Raw genomic sequence first — 14,794 nt, 5'->3', positions numbered from 1 at the left:
TGGTTAAAAGTCTCTAAAAAAACACAAAAAAGTTGATATTTTTTCTTCCGAATTGTTGTCTGCGGCGTTTATTCTTCCGAAACTGACACACAACGTTTTGGGGCTTTGCGTTCGGGCGGGTTTCGGAGCACAAAGTTTCAATTTATTACTAAAGTTAATTAGAAGCACATAGCTTCAAGTTTGCACGTCAGGCCGCCTGACGCAAAACCCTTGTTACCAGCAGTTTTTTATTTATTATCAATTTTTGCTCCTCGTGTGTAGCCACTTTTTTTATAGCTGTCAATAAATACAATTTTTGCTTCGCTATTACCCACTCCAAAATGTTGAACTCTAAAATGTCCTGTTACACCAAATTCGCCTGTTCTAATTAGTTTTGTGAAGTAGGTAATATCTATAATTTCAATGTTGTTAAGAGTTTCATTTAGAAATTTTTCATCGTTCAGCTTTAATCGTCTTGGCTGTCCAGTTTCTTTTCCGTGAACAATATGTGTTTCTGCTTCTGTGAAATTGTAAAACAAAATGAATGACATTACATAGTCGTGTATTTTTCCGTACCACGCTCTGCCTTCACGTTCGCTATATTCCCAACCATAAATTTCGTCATTGCTCGTTAATTCGTATTGATTTGTTGCTTGCGTAATTCTGTCACTATGAATCGGAATAATTATTAACGTTCTACTTTCCTCATCCCACGAATCTTCGTCATCTTGTAAATCTCGCATATAGCTGTCCCAATCAGCTCCAGGCGGTGGCGTTTCTCCTGCTTTAATTCGTCTTTGTAAGTCTTCAAGTTTGCTTTTATTTGAAATTTTGTCGTGATTGTTTGAGGATAACCAACTATATAAAATAGCGTTTATTGGATAATCTTTTGGGTCAACATCTACATATTCAGGAACGTTCGTAAAGTCAGGCAAAACGGTTTCAGGCAACAATAATAATCCTGTTGTTTCTGGTGAATTAACAAGTAGTGATTTTGCTTTTACGAAATTGTTTGTGTCTGATAACTTTTCGTGAATTGTAGCTGAAATGTAGTTTATCTGCAATTGCTTGCCATTAAAAAAGTCAAAACTTGGTTTTATGTCAGAAATTCCTTTGTCGTCAAAACCTGAATTGTCCAACATATCAAAAACTTTGTCCGTTAGTTTGTTGTTTTTTATGCAACCAAGTATTGGAAATTTATTTTCGTCTATTTTCATTTTAACGTTGTCGTTTTAAAATTGCTGGTAACGTTTTGGGGCTTTGTGTCAGGTGGGGTTAAAGATGCACTCACTTTCGGTTTAAGACTAATGTTTGTTGATATTACTGAACTTTAAATTTAACCCAAAAGCCCCACTTGCACAAAACCCCTGTTGTATGAAGCCATAACTTTTCACATTCCAATTTTCACGTTTCATTTAGTTTTCAAATTTTTGTTAAGTGCCTATTTTACTGGTGCATAAGTCTTATCTATTTTGGCACAAGCCTTATCTACTTTTGCACAAGGCTTATCTATTTTTGCATAAGGTTTATTTAGTTTTGCACAAGTCATAACTATTTTGGCAGTTGGCATATTTACTTTGGCATAAGGCTTATTTAGTTTTGCACAAGGCTTATCTATTTTGACATAAGGCTTATGCAGTTTTGCATAAGCCTTATTTGTTTTTTATGCTTGACCTACTTTTTTGAATTTAATTTTAGCGATTGCTTTATATTGGACTGAATTACTATCAAGGATTGTAAACAAGTAATCTTTTGCTTTATTGAAAGTATCAACTAAATTGTCTTCTGAAAGATACATTGAATTGTTGCGAATGCTACGAGCATTGTTTAAAGGCACAAAAGTGTTAGCAACGCCTTGCGTTGCTTGCAACATTTGAGCTTTTTCTGTTTGCAATGTAGCAATTTGATATTCTGTTTCGTTTGGATTATAGTTTGGTGTATTTTGGAGTAATGAAATCAGCAAATCGTAATTATTTGTGCGTTGGTCGTAACTCATTTGTGAGGTTGAGTGTTGTGTTTGCTCTTCTGTTGTATCTGTTGTTGGAGCATTGGTTACTTTACGAATTCCTTTTAGTTTACGAGCAATGGTCATAAAATCTTCTAATTGTGCAGGTGTTACTCCTTCTGTGGCTTTATATACTTTGCGTAGTTTTGTTATTTTTTTGCTTACTGGTGCAAAAATATTTTCACGATTATCGACTGCAATGGAGTAGGGTGCAACTAATGTATTTACATTTTCTTGGTGTGAAAAAGATGTTGTATAAATATTTTGTAAGTTTGATAGTTGCAACTTTGGATTACTAGGATTGTATAATGCACCTAATTGAGCAATATAAGTGTTTAGTAAATTTGCATTTGCAATATTTTTAGCGTGCCCTTTTTCGGAAGTAGAAGCCATAATTTTTTAGATTAATTGGTTAATAATTACAAAAGTATAAAATTTAGGCGAATAAATATCTGTATTATTTATCGGTATTTTTTTCTTCCTTATTGTTTATTGGAATAATATTTTCCTCTTTAATACTTTTATTTTTTGATGGAATTTTATAACTTAATGAAAATCCTATACGTCTTGAGTCATATTTGTTATTATAGATGTAATCTGTACCAATAGCTGAAATATTTTTATAATTTGTATTAAATATGTCGTTATAATACAAGGAAATAGATAAATTGTTTGACAGAAATTTTTTAGATAGTGTTATATCAAGTTGTTCATTTAGTCTATTGTTTGCAATGTAATAATAGAAATAATTACCTCCAAATGTTGTGGTGTTGAAGTTTGTTGTAAAGTTTATTTCTTTTGGTAAAATAATTTGCATCATAATATTAAAGTTCCAATATCCTTTTGTGGCAATTCCTTCTATTTTGTTTTTCTGATAATCTGTATAAAAATAAATAAAATTAATTTTATCTGGATTAAAGTCAAATTCTAATGTTTTTTTAAGTCCTTTTGTAAAAATCATAAATGGAATGGGTAAACCAAAATTAAAATTTTGAATGGTTGCTTTTGGAATATTCTCGGTAATGTTTGCAACTCCGCTATTGTTTTCTATTATTCTTGTTGCAATTTGATTATTTACATTGCTTATAGAATATCCTATCGTAAAATATTCTAATGCACTGAATTTTATTTCAAAGTTATTGTAAATTGTAGGGGTAAGATTTGGGTTTCCAAAAAATGTAATATTTTGATTTTGATAACTTGTATTGTTTGGATTTAACGATGATGTATTTGGTAAGTTTATTTTCTTGTTGTAATTGGCGTTTATAAATATGTCATTTGATAAATTATACTGAATAGTAGCATTGGGAAAGAAACGAGTTTGTTTGAATGTATTTAGTTTATCGACATCTGTATTACCATATATTTCGTATGATTCTAATCTTCCTCCTAAAATATAGTCAAATGATTTTAAAGTTGATTGAATTTCTGAATATACCGCTAGTGTGTTTCTTGTGTATTCTAAATTTGTTGTATTAAAGTTTTTTGTATTGAAGTCTAATTTATCTGCTAAAATACCTGTGCTGAATTTTGATTTATCTAAAAATTTAAATTCATTTGAAAAATCTGTTTTAAATTGATAAAAGTTATAATTTGATTTGTTTTCTAAAATGTTTAAATTGTTATTAAAGGAAAATAAATTGTAGCTATTATTGTTGTTATTAAAATTTAGGCTAAAATCTAGTTTTTTTGAAATGTTTTCAAATCTTTTTTGATAGATTATCATTACATCATTGAAGTTTCTTTTGTTTTTATTTAAATCGTTTGATGAGAAGTTATACCCAAAAGCATCAAGTTTTGAATTGTTATTTGTGGTATTAAAATCGTAGTTTATTAGTAATCTATCTTTTTTAAAGTTAAATTTTAAGCCTGTTTTAATAAAATAAAGTCTGTTTGTTTTATCTAAAAGACTATTAGAAAGTAATAGGCTTGAAGAATTAAAAATGTCTGATTGATATTTTTCGCTATAACTTTGACCTAGTTGTATTTGCCAAGCAAATAGATTGTTTTTTGCGTTAATTAGAATACTATTGTTAAAACGGTGTCTTGATTTTTCATAGTTTGTAAAACCATAGCCATTGGAATAAGTAGTGCTTATATATTTTTTTGCATTTTTTGAGGTTATAATATTTATAATGGCATTGCCCGAAGTAGCAGGAAATTCGGCACCGGGTTGCGTAATTATTTCTACTTTTTCAACGGTATTTGCGGGTAAACTTTCAATAAAAGTATTTAACTCATCGGAATACATATTTAGTGGTCTGCCATCCATATACACTTCAAGTTGTTTCCCTTGATACATCATACCAGCTACGTCTGAAATAATAAGTCCAGGTAATTTTTTTAAGCCTTCCATTAGTGTTCCAGCATTTAGGTATGTTTGACTTGAAAAATTGTAGATAATTCTGTCTGCTTTTTGTTCTACGGCTTTCTTTTCAATCGTTACAACTATTTCTTTTAATTGTGTAACCTTTGTGCTATCTACTTGTGAAAAAACAAATTGAGATGTAATGAATAATATGAGTGTAAATAGATGTTTCATTTTCAGTATATTATTGAGTTAATTTTTGGTATGAGTTTTCGTGACAAAATTTTGTAAATGTCCTTATAATATTGTTATAGTAAGGTGATTTTGTTTTAACTATTATTCCTATGTAATCCATTTTGTATTCTTTATGATTTAGAATAAAATGTTCATTTGTTAGAAAAACAAATTCAGAATTTTTATTTGATATTCTAAATAATCTTCGGAATAATTTTAATCTGCTTTTTGCTCTATGTGAAAAATTATTTGTTTCAAATTCGTTATTTATGAAAAATAATATTTCATCGTTGTTTTGTTTTTGAAAATAAGTTGATATGAAAGATAAAATTGTATTTCGTACTTTATAGTCGGTTTCAATAGGGTAATCTCTATCAAAAATTGAAAAGCGGAAAATATCAATATACTTTTTGTTATTGTTTTCTAAAAGATAAAAATAATTTGACTTTTTTAATTCAATAGAGTATGACAACCCTAAATCTGTATCAAAAGAGTATTCCTTTTCATTTAGTTTTACTATTTTATATATATCATTCATACTTTAACTTAGTTCTAATTGATTGTTTATTAAATCGTAGTATGCACCTTTTTTTTCGATAAGTTCTTTATGATTTCCTGATTCTACTACTTTACCAGAATCTAAAACAATAATATTATCTGCGTTTTTTACTGTGCTAAGACGATGAGCAATAATTAATACAGTTTTATTTTTATAAAACTCTATTAAGTTATTATGTATTATTTTTTCTGTTTTAGAATCCAAAGCCGATGTTGCCTCATCTAAAAATAAATAGTTTGGATTTTTATAAATGGCACGAGCAATTAAAATTCTTTGTTTTTGTCCTGTTGATAAGTTATTACCTAAACTGCCAATTATTGTGTTGTGTTTTTGTGGTAGTGAATTTACGAAATCAAATATACAAGCTATTTTTAGAGCATTATTTAACTTTCCTAAGTCTGCTTCTTCGCTATTTGTTACAACATTTCTTTCTATTGTCTCTGAAAAAATAAATCCATCTTGTAAAACTGTGCCAATATGTTTTCGTAAATCATTTGGAGAGATTACCAGTATATCATCACCGTTGAAATAAATTTTACCTTTTGTTGGTTCATAAAAGCGTAAAAGAATTTTCATAAGTGTAGTTTTACCACTTCCGCTATGACCAACAATAGCCGTAACTTTTGAATTTGGAATAGTAATATTTATATTATCTAAGACGATAGATGATTGTATGTTTTCATAAGAGAACGATAAATTTTTTATTACTATACCTTCATTACTTTTTGTATTTAGTTGTTTGTTAAAATTATTTTCTTCTGGTAGTTGTGTTGAAATTTCAGAAAGCCTTGTAAAACTCAACTTTGCTTCTTGTAATTTTTTAATAAATGAAACTAGTTGAGCTATGGGGCTATTCATTTCACCTATAATATAAGAAATACTTAACAATGTACCCAAAGTCATTTTTCCTTTTAAAACTAATATTGCCACAAAATAGGTTACAATAATATTTTTTAATTGATTTATAAATTGATACCCAAAAGTTTGAATTTGGTCAATTTTAAGAATTTTTATGTTTAAAGATAATAATTCGTTTTGTACACTTTGCCATTTAGTGAGTTTAAAATTTTCAAGTTGAAAAAGTTTAATATCTCTTATGCCACTAAAAATTTCAAATATGGATTCTTGATTTTTGGATTTTAATTGAAATTCATAAAAATCAAGAATTTTCTTTTTGTTAATCCAATATATTGACCATAGTATGCCTATAAGAGTTAAGGCAAAGTATATTACTAGTGTAATAATATTAAAATATGCTAAAACTACAAAAAAGACTAAAAAAGAAAATATAGAAAAAAATGTTGTGATACTTTCTGATGTTATTAAACGTTCAATTCTTTCATTATCTATTATTCTTTGATTGAGGTCGCCTATCATATGATTATCAAAATTTTTCATTGGTAGTTTTACCAATTTTGTTATGAAATCAGAAATTAGATTTATGCTTACATAAGTACCTATGTATAATGTTAGCCAATTTCTAATTACATTGATTATCATTGAACCCAAAAAAAGACTTAATTGAGCTAAAAGAATTAAAGAAATTAAGTTTAAGTTTTTTTGTGAAATACCATTATCAATTAATTCTTTTGTGAAAAAAGGAAATACTAAAGTTATTAAAGAGCTGGCAAATACAAGGAAAATAAGTAATACAAATTTTTTCTTATAAGGTTGCAAAAAAGATAATAACTCCTTATAATTAATTTTTTTCTGTTCTTCTGTCGAAATATTTAAAAATTCATCTTTAGGCTCAAAAAATGCTACAATACCTTTATCGTTATTTCCTAACCACCCATTTCTAAATTGCTTTTCATTTAGTTTTATAAATCCAGACCTTGGATCCATTAAATAAAAATATAGTTTTGATTTTCTCGTTTTTACAATTTTATTTAAAACTACAAAATGGTTTTGATCCCAATGTATAATGCAAGGGTATAATTTTACTTTATTGATTATAGTATCTAAATCTACTTTAGTTGAAAATACTTCAAAGCCAATAGCTTTACCTGCCTCAAGTATTCCTAATAGAGTAACGCCTCTTTTCGATATATAACAAATTTCTCGTAAATATTGTAAAGAGTATTTTTTACCATATATCTTTGAAATATATGCAAGGCAGGCAGGACCACAATCCATAGCGTCTAACTGACGTACAGGTGAGGGCTTGGAAAATAATATTTTATTAAAAGAAATAGACATTATCAAATAAATGAGAATTGGAAACCTTATGATTTATTATTTTTAAATTCAATATACAATATAATTCTATCCTCATCAGACTCATTTAATGCAAAATGTTCTAATGAGCCGTCAAATATTATAGGTCCGCCCTCAATATGTTGTCTAAATTCGCCATTACAGTTTATATAATTGTAATTTTCAGTTTTTGCGGTAATTAAAGGTAAATGAAGTTGTAATAAATTTAACTCTTTAATATACGGATGAGAATGTCTAGTTAATAATGTTCTTTTTTTTAAATTAACAATAGCACACATAAACAAATTATTAACCTTTTTTATCATTTCATACGTTTTAGGCATAAATTTTCTTAAAAAAGGTTCTAAGATAAAATTATTGACTTCACTATCGTAAGAATATAGTCCTAATTGTAGCCAATTATCATTACCTCCTTCAACACCCCAACCTTTTACCCAGCCATAATCACCTCCATTATTAACTTGAAGAATTACCTCCCTAATAACTTCTTGATAATGTTTATTTTCTCTGTCAATATTCATTATTGGTATATTGAGGTTAACAAATTCTTCTTTAATAGTTTTATAATTTGAAATAATTTCTCGAAGTTGAGGAAATTGTAAATGATTATAAAAATTTTCCATCTTTTATTTTTTATTTAATGACTCTATGATTTCTCTGCTAATTTTTTTTAATTTTTCAACTATTTCAATATTAGCTTTATCATTATTCTTCCATTCAATTTTTAGAGAGCGTTGTTTTAATTCTACATAAAAAATATTATTAGGGTCATTATCTTCTTTGAATTTTTTCCAAACTATTTTCTTTTTAAAAAGTTCTTTATTTTCAAAATTGGTGTTCAAAATATTTTGTACAGAATCTTTAAACTCTTTTTTAAAAGTGATACTACAAGCGTAATTACTATTACCATAGGATTCTGCAAACATATAGTTTTTATTGCTTACTGCATTCGCTGTTCCATTTTGGGCAAATGTAAGCGATGTAAACATTGTAAACATTATCATTAAAATTTTTAATTTCATATTTTTTACTTTTTAAATTTTATTCAATTATTACTATACCTCTATGTTTATAAAGAGTTAAAAGGATATATAAAAATGCTTCTTTTGGTATGCTTAGTGTTTCTATAAAATCATTAACTACTATTTTTTCATCATTGTTTAGTTTATTTAAAAGATTCTCAAAGTCTTTAAAGTATTTAATTCTCGTTTTTCTGCCTCTTATATAAATATCTAATTTTTCATTATTGAAATTATTATATATAATTTTAAAGGGTTTGGACAACTCAATAATTTTATATTCAAAATAAGTGTAATCTATACTTTCAATTTTGTTTTCAGGAGGACAATTAGCCCAGCCACCATTACTAAAAAGAGAATACTTAAAATCCAAATATATACTCATGAGAAAATCATTTAAATTTGGATTTTCTTTATTGAGGGTTTTTAATATGTTCTTTTTAAAATACTCATAGGTGTCATGGTTATTCAAATAATCAATTTGAGGAGGTATTATTCTCGTATCATTAGGAATAAATTGAGTTAAAAAGTGTTTAATTACTTTCTTTGAATATGAAAATATATCAGAACTATGAAACCAAAGTGATACACCTATTGAAATATCTTCTGTATAACCTACATGGTTTACAAACCACGGCATATAAAAAATATCTCCTTCTCCAAAATCAAATTTTTTCGCATAATTTAATATTGGCTCAATTTCTTTATTATTTATAACGTTTTTCCCTACAAGTTTTTCATAGGTTTCATCGTCCCAAATATACATTTGTTTTCTACCTGGTCCGAGGTGAAAATGTAATACATTTTCTCCAGTATGGTCTTTATGAATACCAAGTGGAGTCCAACCATAATTACCTATAAAAATTGTAATTTCATTTCCTAACGGAGGGTAACCAACTAATTTATATAAAGGTTCTAAAGCCTGAAAAATATTTTTACCTAGTAATTCTGAAAAAACTTCTCCAAAATTCATAATTATACCAAATCTTGTTTTTATAATTCTCTCAAAATATAAAATAATATCCTCATTTTCTTTTGGAGGATTTTTAGTAAAAATTTCAATTGTATTTTGATTTTTGACTAATTCTCCTTTATCATTATATAATCTAAAACCATTAATTAAATTATTATTTTCTACTCTATTATAAAAGGATTCTGTTACTCCTTGATATAAAGAATTTTTAAAATTTTCATTGAAAGCATTTTCAATAACACATGCTTGGTTGAAATTCTCATTTACATCAATAAATTCATTCCAAAAGTTCTTGTCGAATATTGTTTTCATAAATTGTTAAATTTTAAAGAAGAAGTAGTTTTTTAAACTACTTCTTCATAATCATTAATTTTGAGTAGGACCTCCTACAGTTGCAGTTCCATCATCTTCATTTCTTTGTCTTTGTTGAATTTTTTGCTTTCCTTCAGCTTGACCACCCTGTAACGCTCCTTGCTCAAGTTTTGACAATTCATCTACTTCTAAAAATTTTTTGATTTCTTCTACTTTTTTCATTTTAGTAAAAATTTGTTTCTCCAATATGTGGGCAAACTAGCACATATCTTTGAAATTAATAATTGTTTAAATTAGTCTGCCTTGTATAATACATTTAACAACGGTTTGTGTAGTTTAACTATATTACTCTATCAAAAGTTAATGGTTTCTATTTGTTTTGCTCTACGGCTTGCCTATATGTTGGCTGAACTTAAACCTTAATCTTATGACTTTCTTTTAGTTTTCTTTTACGCTCTGTTGCTCAATGGTTTCATACAACGTTTTGGGGCTTTGTGTCAGGTGGGGTTAAAGATGCACTTACTTTCGGTTTAAGACTAATGTTTGTTGATATTACTGAACCTTAAATTTAACCCAAAAGCCCCACTTGCACAAAACCCCTGTTGTATGAAGCCATAACTTTTCACATTCCAATTTTCACGTTTCATTTAGTTTTCAAATTTTCGTTAAGTGCCTATTTTACTGGTGCACAAGTCTTATCTATTTTGACATAAGCCTTATCTACTTTTGAACAAGGCTTATCTATTTTTGCATAAGGTTTATATAGTTTGGCACAAGATATATCTATTTTGGCAGTTGTCATATTTACTTTGGCATAAGGCTTATTTAGTTTGGCATAAGGCATATCTATTTTGGCATAAGGCTTATGCAGTTTTGCATAAGCCTTATTTGTTTTTTATGCTTGTCCTACTTTTTTGAATTTAATTTTTGCGATTGCTTTGTATTGAACAGAATTACTATCAAGGATTGTAAACAAATAATCTTTTGCTTTGTTGAAAGTATCTACTAAATTATCTTCGGAAAGATACATTGAATTGTTACGAATGCTACGAGCATTGTTTAAAGGAACAAAAGTGTTGGCAACGCCTTGCGTTGCTTGCAACATTTGGGCTTTTTCTGCTTGCAGTGTAGCGATTTGATATTCTGTTTCGTTAGGGTTATAGTTTGGTGTATTTTGAAGTTGTGAAATTAGCAAATCGTAATTATTTGTACGTTGGTCGTAACTCATTTGTGATGTTGAATGTTGCGTTTGCTCCTCTGTTGTGTCTGTTGTTGGTGCGTTATTAACTTTACGAATGCCTTTTATTTAGAATTCATTTCTTTTGCATTGTACACTACAAAATACTCCGAATGATAAATCAATTAATTGGTTCTTTCTTTTTCTTCTTGATTACCAACTTCTTTTTTCTCTACATTAATATTCTTGTTACCAAATTTGTAAACTAGTGATAAACGGAATAATCTAACATCGTAATAATTTTTGTAATCTATTTGTATATTATTGGTAAAACTGGTGTAAATAGGTCTGTTTGTGCTTAATATATCATTTGCATTGAAACTTATTTGTAATTTTTTGTCAAAGGCAAAATATTTAATTGAGGCATCTAATTGACTATAAGAATTGTTTTTATCTAAATCAGAAGTTCCTTTAAAGTTATACCAATAAGAAAAATTAAAAAGTAATGTTTTGTTTTTGTTTAGATTAAAATCGTTACTTATTGAAAAATAAGCATTTGAACCATTTAAATTTTGATTTGTTATTGGTATCAAAGATTCTGATTTGCTATAATTCCAATCAAATGAAAATGTACTTGATAACCATTTTAATTTATTATAAGTATATGATTCTGAAATACCTATTATTGTTGTTTTGAAAAAATTTTGTGCAATTGTTTTTTGAATATTATCTGTGTTATCCACAATAGTAATTTGTTCAAATCCATTATCAGTATGAGAATAATAGATGCTATTTGACCAATTATCATTAAATGTGTAGTTTAATTCTAAATTGTTTGAAAATGATGGTTGCAAAAATGGATTTCCCTCTGTGTAAGAAAATGGATTACTATACCATCTAAACGGATTTAATCTATTGTAAGAAGGTCTATTTATTCTTTTATTATAGTTTATTGAAAATGAGTTTTTTTCATTTAGTGAATAGGTAAGGTAAAATGTTGGAAACAATTTTGTATAAGAATTTGTGTTTTTTTGATTAAGTGTTTTGGAAACCCCCTCTGTTTGTGTGTTTTCTAATCTAAAACCTAATTGAGTTTCCCATTTTTCATTTAATTTTTTTGCCCCATTTAGATAAATTGCTTGCGTGTTTTCATCGTAATTAAATTCGTTACTTTGGGTTGGGTCAAAAATTGGATTACCTAACGTTGTGTCAAAATAGTTTACATTATTTTGAGTTTTAATAAAAGATAATTTCCCACCATAACTTAAATTAATCCATTTTAGAGGATGTTCAAAATCAATTTTAGCTGAATAATTTTGAATATCTTGTAAACTGGTATTATTGGCAGATAATAAATTTATGGTATTAAAAATTCTATTATCATCATTTTTGAATTTAAAATAATCTAAATTGATATTCATTTTTCTTCCAATTGTATCAAAAACTACTGTGGAGTTTAGATTTAGAGAATGATTATTATTCTTGCCTAAATTTTCGGATAAAGTATTTATATAAGAATCTATTTGAGAGTTTGTTTGATTGTAAATAGTAGTCAAACTATTTTCTGCAATTTTTGGTTTGCTAAAACTTCCTAAATATTGCATACCAACTGAAAATTTTTCAGATATTTTATAATCTGCTCCAATTCTACCATTTACAGAATTTTGGAAATCTCTTCTTTTGTTTTCTTCATTCCATAACCCCAAAGGATAATATATTTTATTTGTTTCAACTGGAGCATTTGAACCATTAACATAATTCAAATTTGAATATAAAGAAAGTTTGTTTTTTTGATAATCAAAATTACCACCAAAAGAGCCTTTTGGGTAGGTACTTTGAATGTATGAACTTCTTAAAGAAGCATTCCATTGATTTAATTTAGACTTTTTTAGTTTTATATTAATCAAACCACTATTACCTTCCGCATCGTATTTTGCTGGTGGAGTGGTAATAACCTCAATACTTTTAATGTTATCAGATGGAATGCTTTTAAGAAAATTAATAAGTTCATCACCCGTTAAAAGTATAAGTTTATCATCAACCATTACTGACATATTATTTTTTCCAATCATTGAAATATTATCATTTTTTACTTTAACACGAGGAGTAATTTTTAAAGCATCGATAGCATCACCGCCGGAGGCGGAGATGCTATTTTCTACATTGAAAATTAATCTATCCACTTTTCTATCTATAAGTTTCTTTTTTGAAGTAATTACAACTTCTTGAAGTTGCTGTGTTTTTTCTGTTATATTGATTATACCTATATATGTATCTTGGTTTACACTTATCTTTTGTTTGTGATAAATTCCGCCTAATTGTCTAACAAGCAATGAATATTCTCCTTTTTCAGTTTCTAAAATGAATTTTCCCTCTGCATTTGTAAGCTCACTTTTAAATATTATTGAATCTTTATTTTGTAATTGAATTTCAATAAACTCAACAGGATTATTTTTTTCGTTTTTTATTTGTCCGCTTATTTTTATTTGTGAAAAAACTTGATTTTGAAATAAAATAATTAGTAATAATGATAGTAAATGTCTTTTTGTCATCTTAATTTCTGTCTTTATTTAGTTTGGTTACGTTCTTTTTTATGCGCAATTTTGGTCAATGGTTTCATACAACGTTTTGCAGCTTGCAGAAGTGGCGGATTAAGGAAACCTAAAACTTTCGGTTAAACACTGACTTTGCAAGTACAAAATCAACTTTAAATTAAGCCCAAAACCCGCCATTTCTGCAAACTGCTGTTAGCTGTAGTAGTTGTTTTTTAAACGTTTATTTCTCGTATAATTCTGTTGTTTTTAATAATATTTCGGAATAATTAAATATTTCATCCAAAGTTCCGATTTCAAATTTCGTTTCTTTTTTATTTTCGTCTAAAGTTCCAATATATTTTTTTCCGCCATTTAGATAAAGTCTACAAATTGCTTTTCTATTATTATCGTCAAGAAATATTGCAAAATAAGATTGAGCGTCACGATAAGTAACTCTTGTTGCAGGAACTTTTTGGCGCAAAATAGTTTTTACGATTAAAAATGCTTCAAGTTCTTCTTCCGTTGTGTTTATTTTGCTAATATCTTCGAGATTTTGTTCAGCAGAAATTTCATTTTCAACTTTATTTTTTTCGTCTTCTTTTGATAATGCAGTTTTTAAACGTTCAGTAATTAAATCACTAATATAATGTTGAATAGATTTTTTAGTCAATTCTGTGAACTGGTCTAAAACTTTTGCAGTTACAACACTTGGATAAACTTGTTTTGCAAAATATTTTACAAATTCTGAGCTTGGTTCGGTAAGTTCTTGATGAAGCAAATGTTTCAATTCATTCATATACTTCATTTCACTTGCGGTATTTACGATGCTTTCAGCATCGAAATTTGCTTTGTGAAATTTTTTCAGCTCCTCAATTTGGTTGTCTTTAATTTCGGTAATGTTAAATTCCAAAAATGGTTTTTCGTCCATTTTGTTTGGAGCAACTAAATCAGAATAAAACCTGTAAACAATTCCGTTTGTTAATAAACCAAATTTTGCTTTTGAAACGTGGAAATATCTTAACAATTGTCCGTCGTGAACATTTAAGTTTTGACGCCAATCTTTACATTCTATTAAAATTGTTGGATGACCATCTTTAAAGATTGCATAGTCAATTTTTTCTCCTTTTTTTATTCCAATATCTGCGATAAATTCTGGAACAACTTCCAATGGATTAAAAACGTCATAACCTAAACTTTGAAGAAAAGGCATTACAAAAGCATTTTTTGTTGCTTCTTCAGTTTGAATACTTTCTTTGTGTTTTGTTCTGTCTGCGATTAATTTAAGTTGGTCTTTTAAATCCATATTTTTATTATTTTTGGTTTTATTTTGTTGTTTTTCAAGTTTTTGCGTTCTGCTCGGATACTATTACAGCTAACGTTTCGCGGCTTGACGCAGAAGCGAAGCCAGCGAACGGCTAAATTTCTGCTAAAGATAAACATTTTCGTGAAAAACAGACTTCAATTTAAAATAAAATGA

General features: G+C 27.7%; 14 protein-coding genes. All 14 read right to left on the bottom strand.

All coding sequences use genetic code 11. The features are described 5' to 3' along the window. Window positions 1-227: 227 nt before the first annotated feature. Window positions 228-1,196, bottom strand: coding sequence for a hypothetical protein (locus Q361_RS12315; RefSeq protein ID WP_103727036.1), 969 nt, complete (start codon window positions 1,194-1,196; stop codon window positions 228-230). A gap of 224 nt (window positions 1,197-1,420) precedes the next feature. Then, window positions 1,421-1,549, bottom strand: coding sequence for a hypothetical protein (locus Q361_RS13975; protein ID WP_262496237.1), 129 nt, complete (start codon window positions 1,547-1,549; stop codon window positions 1,421-1,423). Between the two features lie 93 nt (window positions 1,550-1,642). Next, entirely contained in the window at window positions 1,643-2,377 is a 735-nt protein-coding gene (locus Q361_RS12310; RefSeq protein ID WP_103727035.1) for a hypothetical protein, read from the bottom strand. Between the two features lie 64 nt (window positions 2,378-2,441). After that, window positions 2,442-4,526: an outer membrane beta-barrel family protein gene (locus Q361_RS12305; RefSeq protein WP_103727034.1), complete on the bottom strand. Its 2,085-nt coding sequence runs from the start codon at window positions 4,524-4,526 to the stop codon at window positions 2,442-2,444. A 10-nt stretch (window positions 4,527-4,536) separates the two neighbouring features. Next, window positions 4,537-5,064 (bottom strand): hypothetical protein, encoded by a 528-nt coding sequence (locus Q361_RS12300; RefSeq protein ID WP_103727033.1) that lies wholly within the window; start codon window positions 5,062-5,064, stop codon window positions 4,537-4,539. 3 nt (window positions 5,065-5,067) lie between these two features. Then, entirely contained in the window at window positions 5,068-7,284 is a 2,217-nt protein-coding gene (locus tag Q361_RS12295) for a peptidase domain-containing ABC transporter (RefSeq protein WP_103727032.1), read from the bottom strand. A 26-nt stretch (window positions 7,285-7,310) separates the two neighbouring features. After that, entirely contained in the window at window positions 7,311-7,925 is a 615-nt protein-coding gene (locus Q361_RS12290; protein WP_103727031.1) for an aspartyl/asparaginyl beta-hydroxylase domain-containing protein, read from the bottom strand. Between the two features lie 3 nt (window positions 7,926-7,928). After that, complete coding sequence (locus Q361_RS12285; RefSeq protein ID WP_103727030.1) at window positions 7,929-8,324, bottom strand: hypothetical protein; 396 nt, start codon at window positions 8,322-8,324, stop codon at window positions 7,929-7,931. A 19-nt stretch (window positions 8,325-8,343) separates the two neighbouring features. After that, on the bottom strand, window positions 8,344-9,606 hold the full coding sequence (locus Q361_RS12280) for a hypothetical protein (RefSeq protein WP_103727029.1): 1,263 nt from the start codon (window positions 9,604-9,606) through the stop codon (window positions 8,344-8,346). Window positions 9,607-9,660: 54 nt separating this feature from the next. Next, window positions 9,661-9,828, bottom strand: coding sequence for a hypothetical protein (locus tag Q361_RS13775; protein WP_169929309.1), 168 nt, complete (start codon window positions 9,826-9,828; stop codon window positions 9,661-9,663). Window positions 9,829-10,279: 451 nt separating this feature from the next. Beyond that, window positions 10,280-10,450 carry a hypothetical protein gene (locus Q361_RS13770; RefSeq protein WP_169929308.1) on the bottom strand — a complete coding sequence of 57 codons (171 nt, stop codon included), beginning with the start codon at window positions 10,448-10,450 and terminating at the stop codon, window positions 10,280-10,282. Window positions 10,451-10,501: 51 nt separating this feature from the next. Continuing rightward, window positions 10,502-10,834: a hypothetical protein gene (locus Q361_RS12275; RefSeq protein ID WP_103727028.1), complete on the bottom strand. Its 333-nt coding sequence runs from the start codon at window positions 10,832-10,834 to the stop codon at window positions 10,502-10,504. A gap of 134 nt (window positions 10,835-10,968) precedes the next feature. Next, the gene (locus tag Q361_RS12270; protein ID WP_103727027.1) at window positions 10,969-13,335 is read right to left on the bottom strand and encodes an outer membrane beta-barrel family protein; all 2,367 of its coding nucleotides are present in this window, start codon (window positions 13,333-13,335) and stop codon (window positions 10,969-10,971) included. A 223-nt stretch (window positions 13,336-13,558) separates the two neighbouring features. Then, window positions 13,559-14,620 carry a type I restriction endonuclease gene (locus tag Q361_RS12265; RefSeq protein WP_103727026.1) on the bottom strand — a complete coding sequence of 354 codons (1,062 nt, stop codon included), beginning with the start codon at window positions 14,618-14,620 and terminating at the stop codon, window positions 13,559-13,561. Between the last annotated feature and the right edge of the window lie 174 nt (window positions 14,621-14,794).

It is taken from the genome of Flavobacterium croceum DSM 17960 (genome assembly GCF_002917885.1).
Classification (GTDB): Bacteria; Bacteroidota; Bacteroidia; order Flavobacteriales; family Flavobacteriaceae; genus Flavobacterium; species Flavobacterium croceum.
The sequence above is the reverse complement of the archived record's forward strand: the minus strand, read 5'-3'. Positions and strand labels throughout refer to the sequence as shown.

Bases quoted from the DNA above. Each gene is read 5' to 3' on its own strand.
- Q361_RS12315 (WP_103727036.1), bottom strand. From the start codon at position 1,196: ATGAAAATAGACGAAAATAAATTTCCAATACTTGGTTGCATAAAAAAC.
- Q361_RS13975 (WP_262496237.1), bottom strand. From the start codon at position 1,549: ATGCCAACTGCCAAAATAGTTATGACTTGTGCAAAACTAAATAAACCT.
- Q361_RS12310 (WP_103727035.1), bottom strand. From the start codon at position 2,377: ATGGCTTCTACTTCCGAAAAAGGGCACGCTAAAAATATTGCAAATGCA.
- Q361_RS12305 (WP_103727034.1), bottom strand. From the start codon at position 4,526: ATGAAACATCTATTTACACTCATATTATTCATTACATCTCAATTTGTT.
- Q361_RS12300 (WP_103727033.1), bottom strand. From the start codon at position 5,064: ATGAATGATATATATAAAATAGTAAAACTAAATGAAAAGGAATACTCT.
- Q361_RS12295 (WP_103727032.1), bottom strand. From the start codon at position 7,284: ATGTCTATTTCTTTTAATAAAATATTATTTTCCAAGCCCTCACCTGTA.
- Q361_RS12290 (WP_103727031.1), bottom strand. From the start codon at position 7,925: ATGGAAAATTTTTATAATCATTTACAATTTCCTCAACTTCGAGAAATT.
- Q361_RS12285 (WP_103727030.1), bottom strand. From the start codon at position 8,324: ATGAAATTAAAAATTTTAATGATAATGTTTACAATGTTTACATCGCTT.
- Q361_RS12280 (WP_103727029.1), bottom strand. From the start codon at position 9,606: ATGAAAACAATATTCGACAAGAACTTTTGGAATGAATTTATTGATGTA.
- Q361_RS13775 (WP_169929309.1), bottom strand. From the start codon at position 9,828: ATGAAAAAAGTAGAAGAAATCAAAAAATTTTTAGAAGTAGATGAATTG.
- Q361_RS13770 (WP_169929308.1), bottom strand. From the start codon at position 10,450: ATGCCTTATGCCAAACTAAATAAGCCTTATGCCAAAGTAAATATGACA.
- Q361_RS12275 (WP_103727028.1), bottom strand. From the start codon at position 10,834: ATGAGTTACGACCAACGTACAAATAATTACGATTTGCTAATTTCACAA.
- Q361_RS12270 (WP_103727027.1), bottom strand. From the start codon at position 13,335: ATGACAAAAAGACATTTACTATCATTATTACTAATTATTTTATTTCAA.
- Q361_RS12265 (WP_103727026.1), bottom strand. From the start codon at position 14,620: ATGGATTTAAAAGACCAACTTAAATTAATCGCAGACAGAACAAAACAC.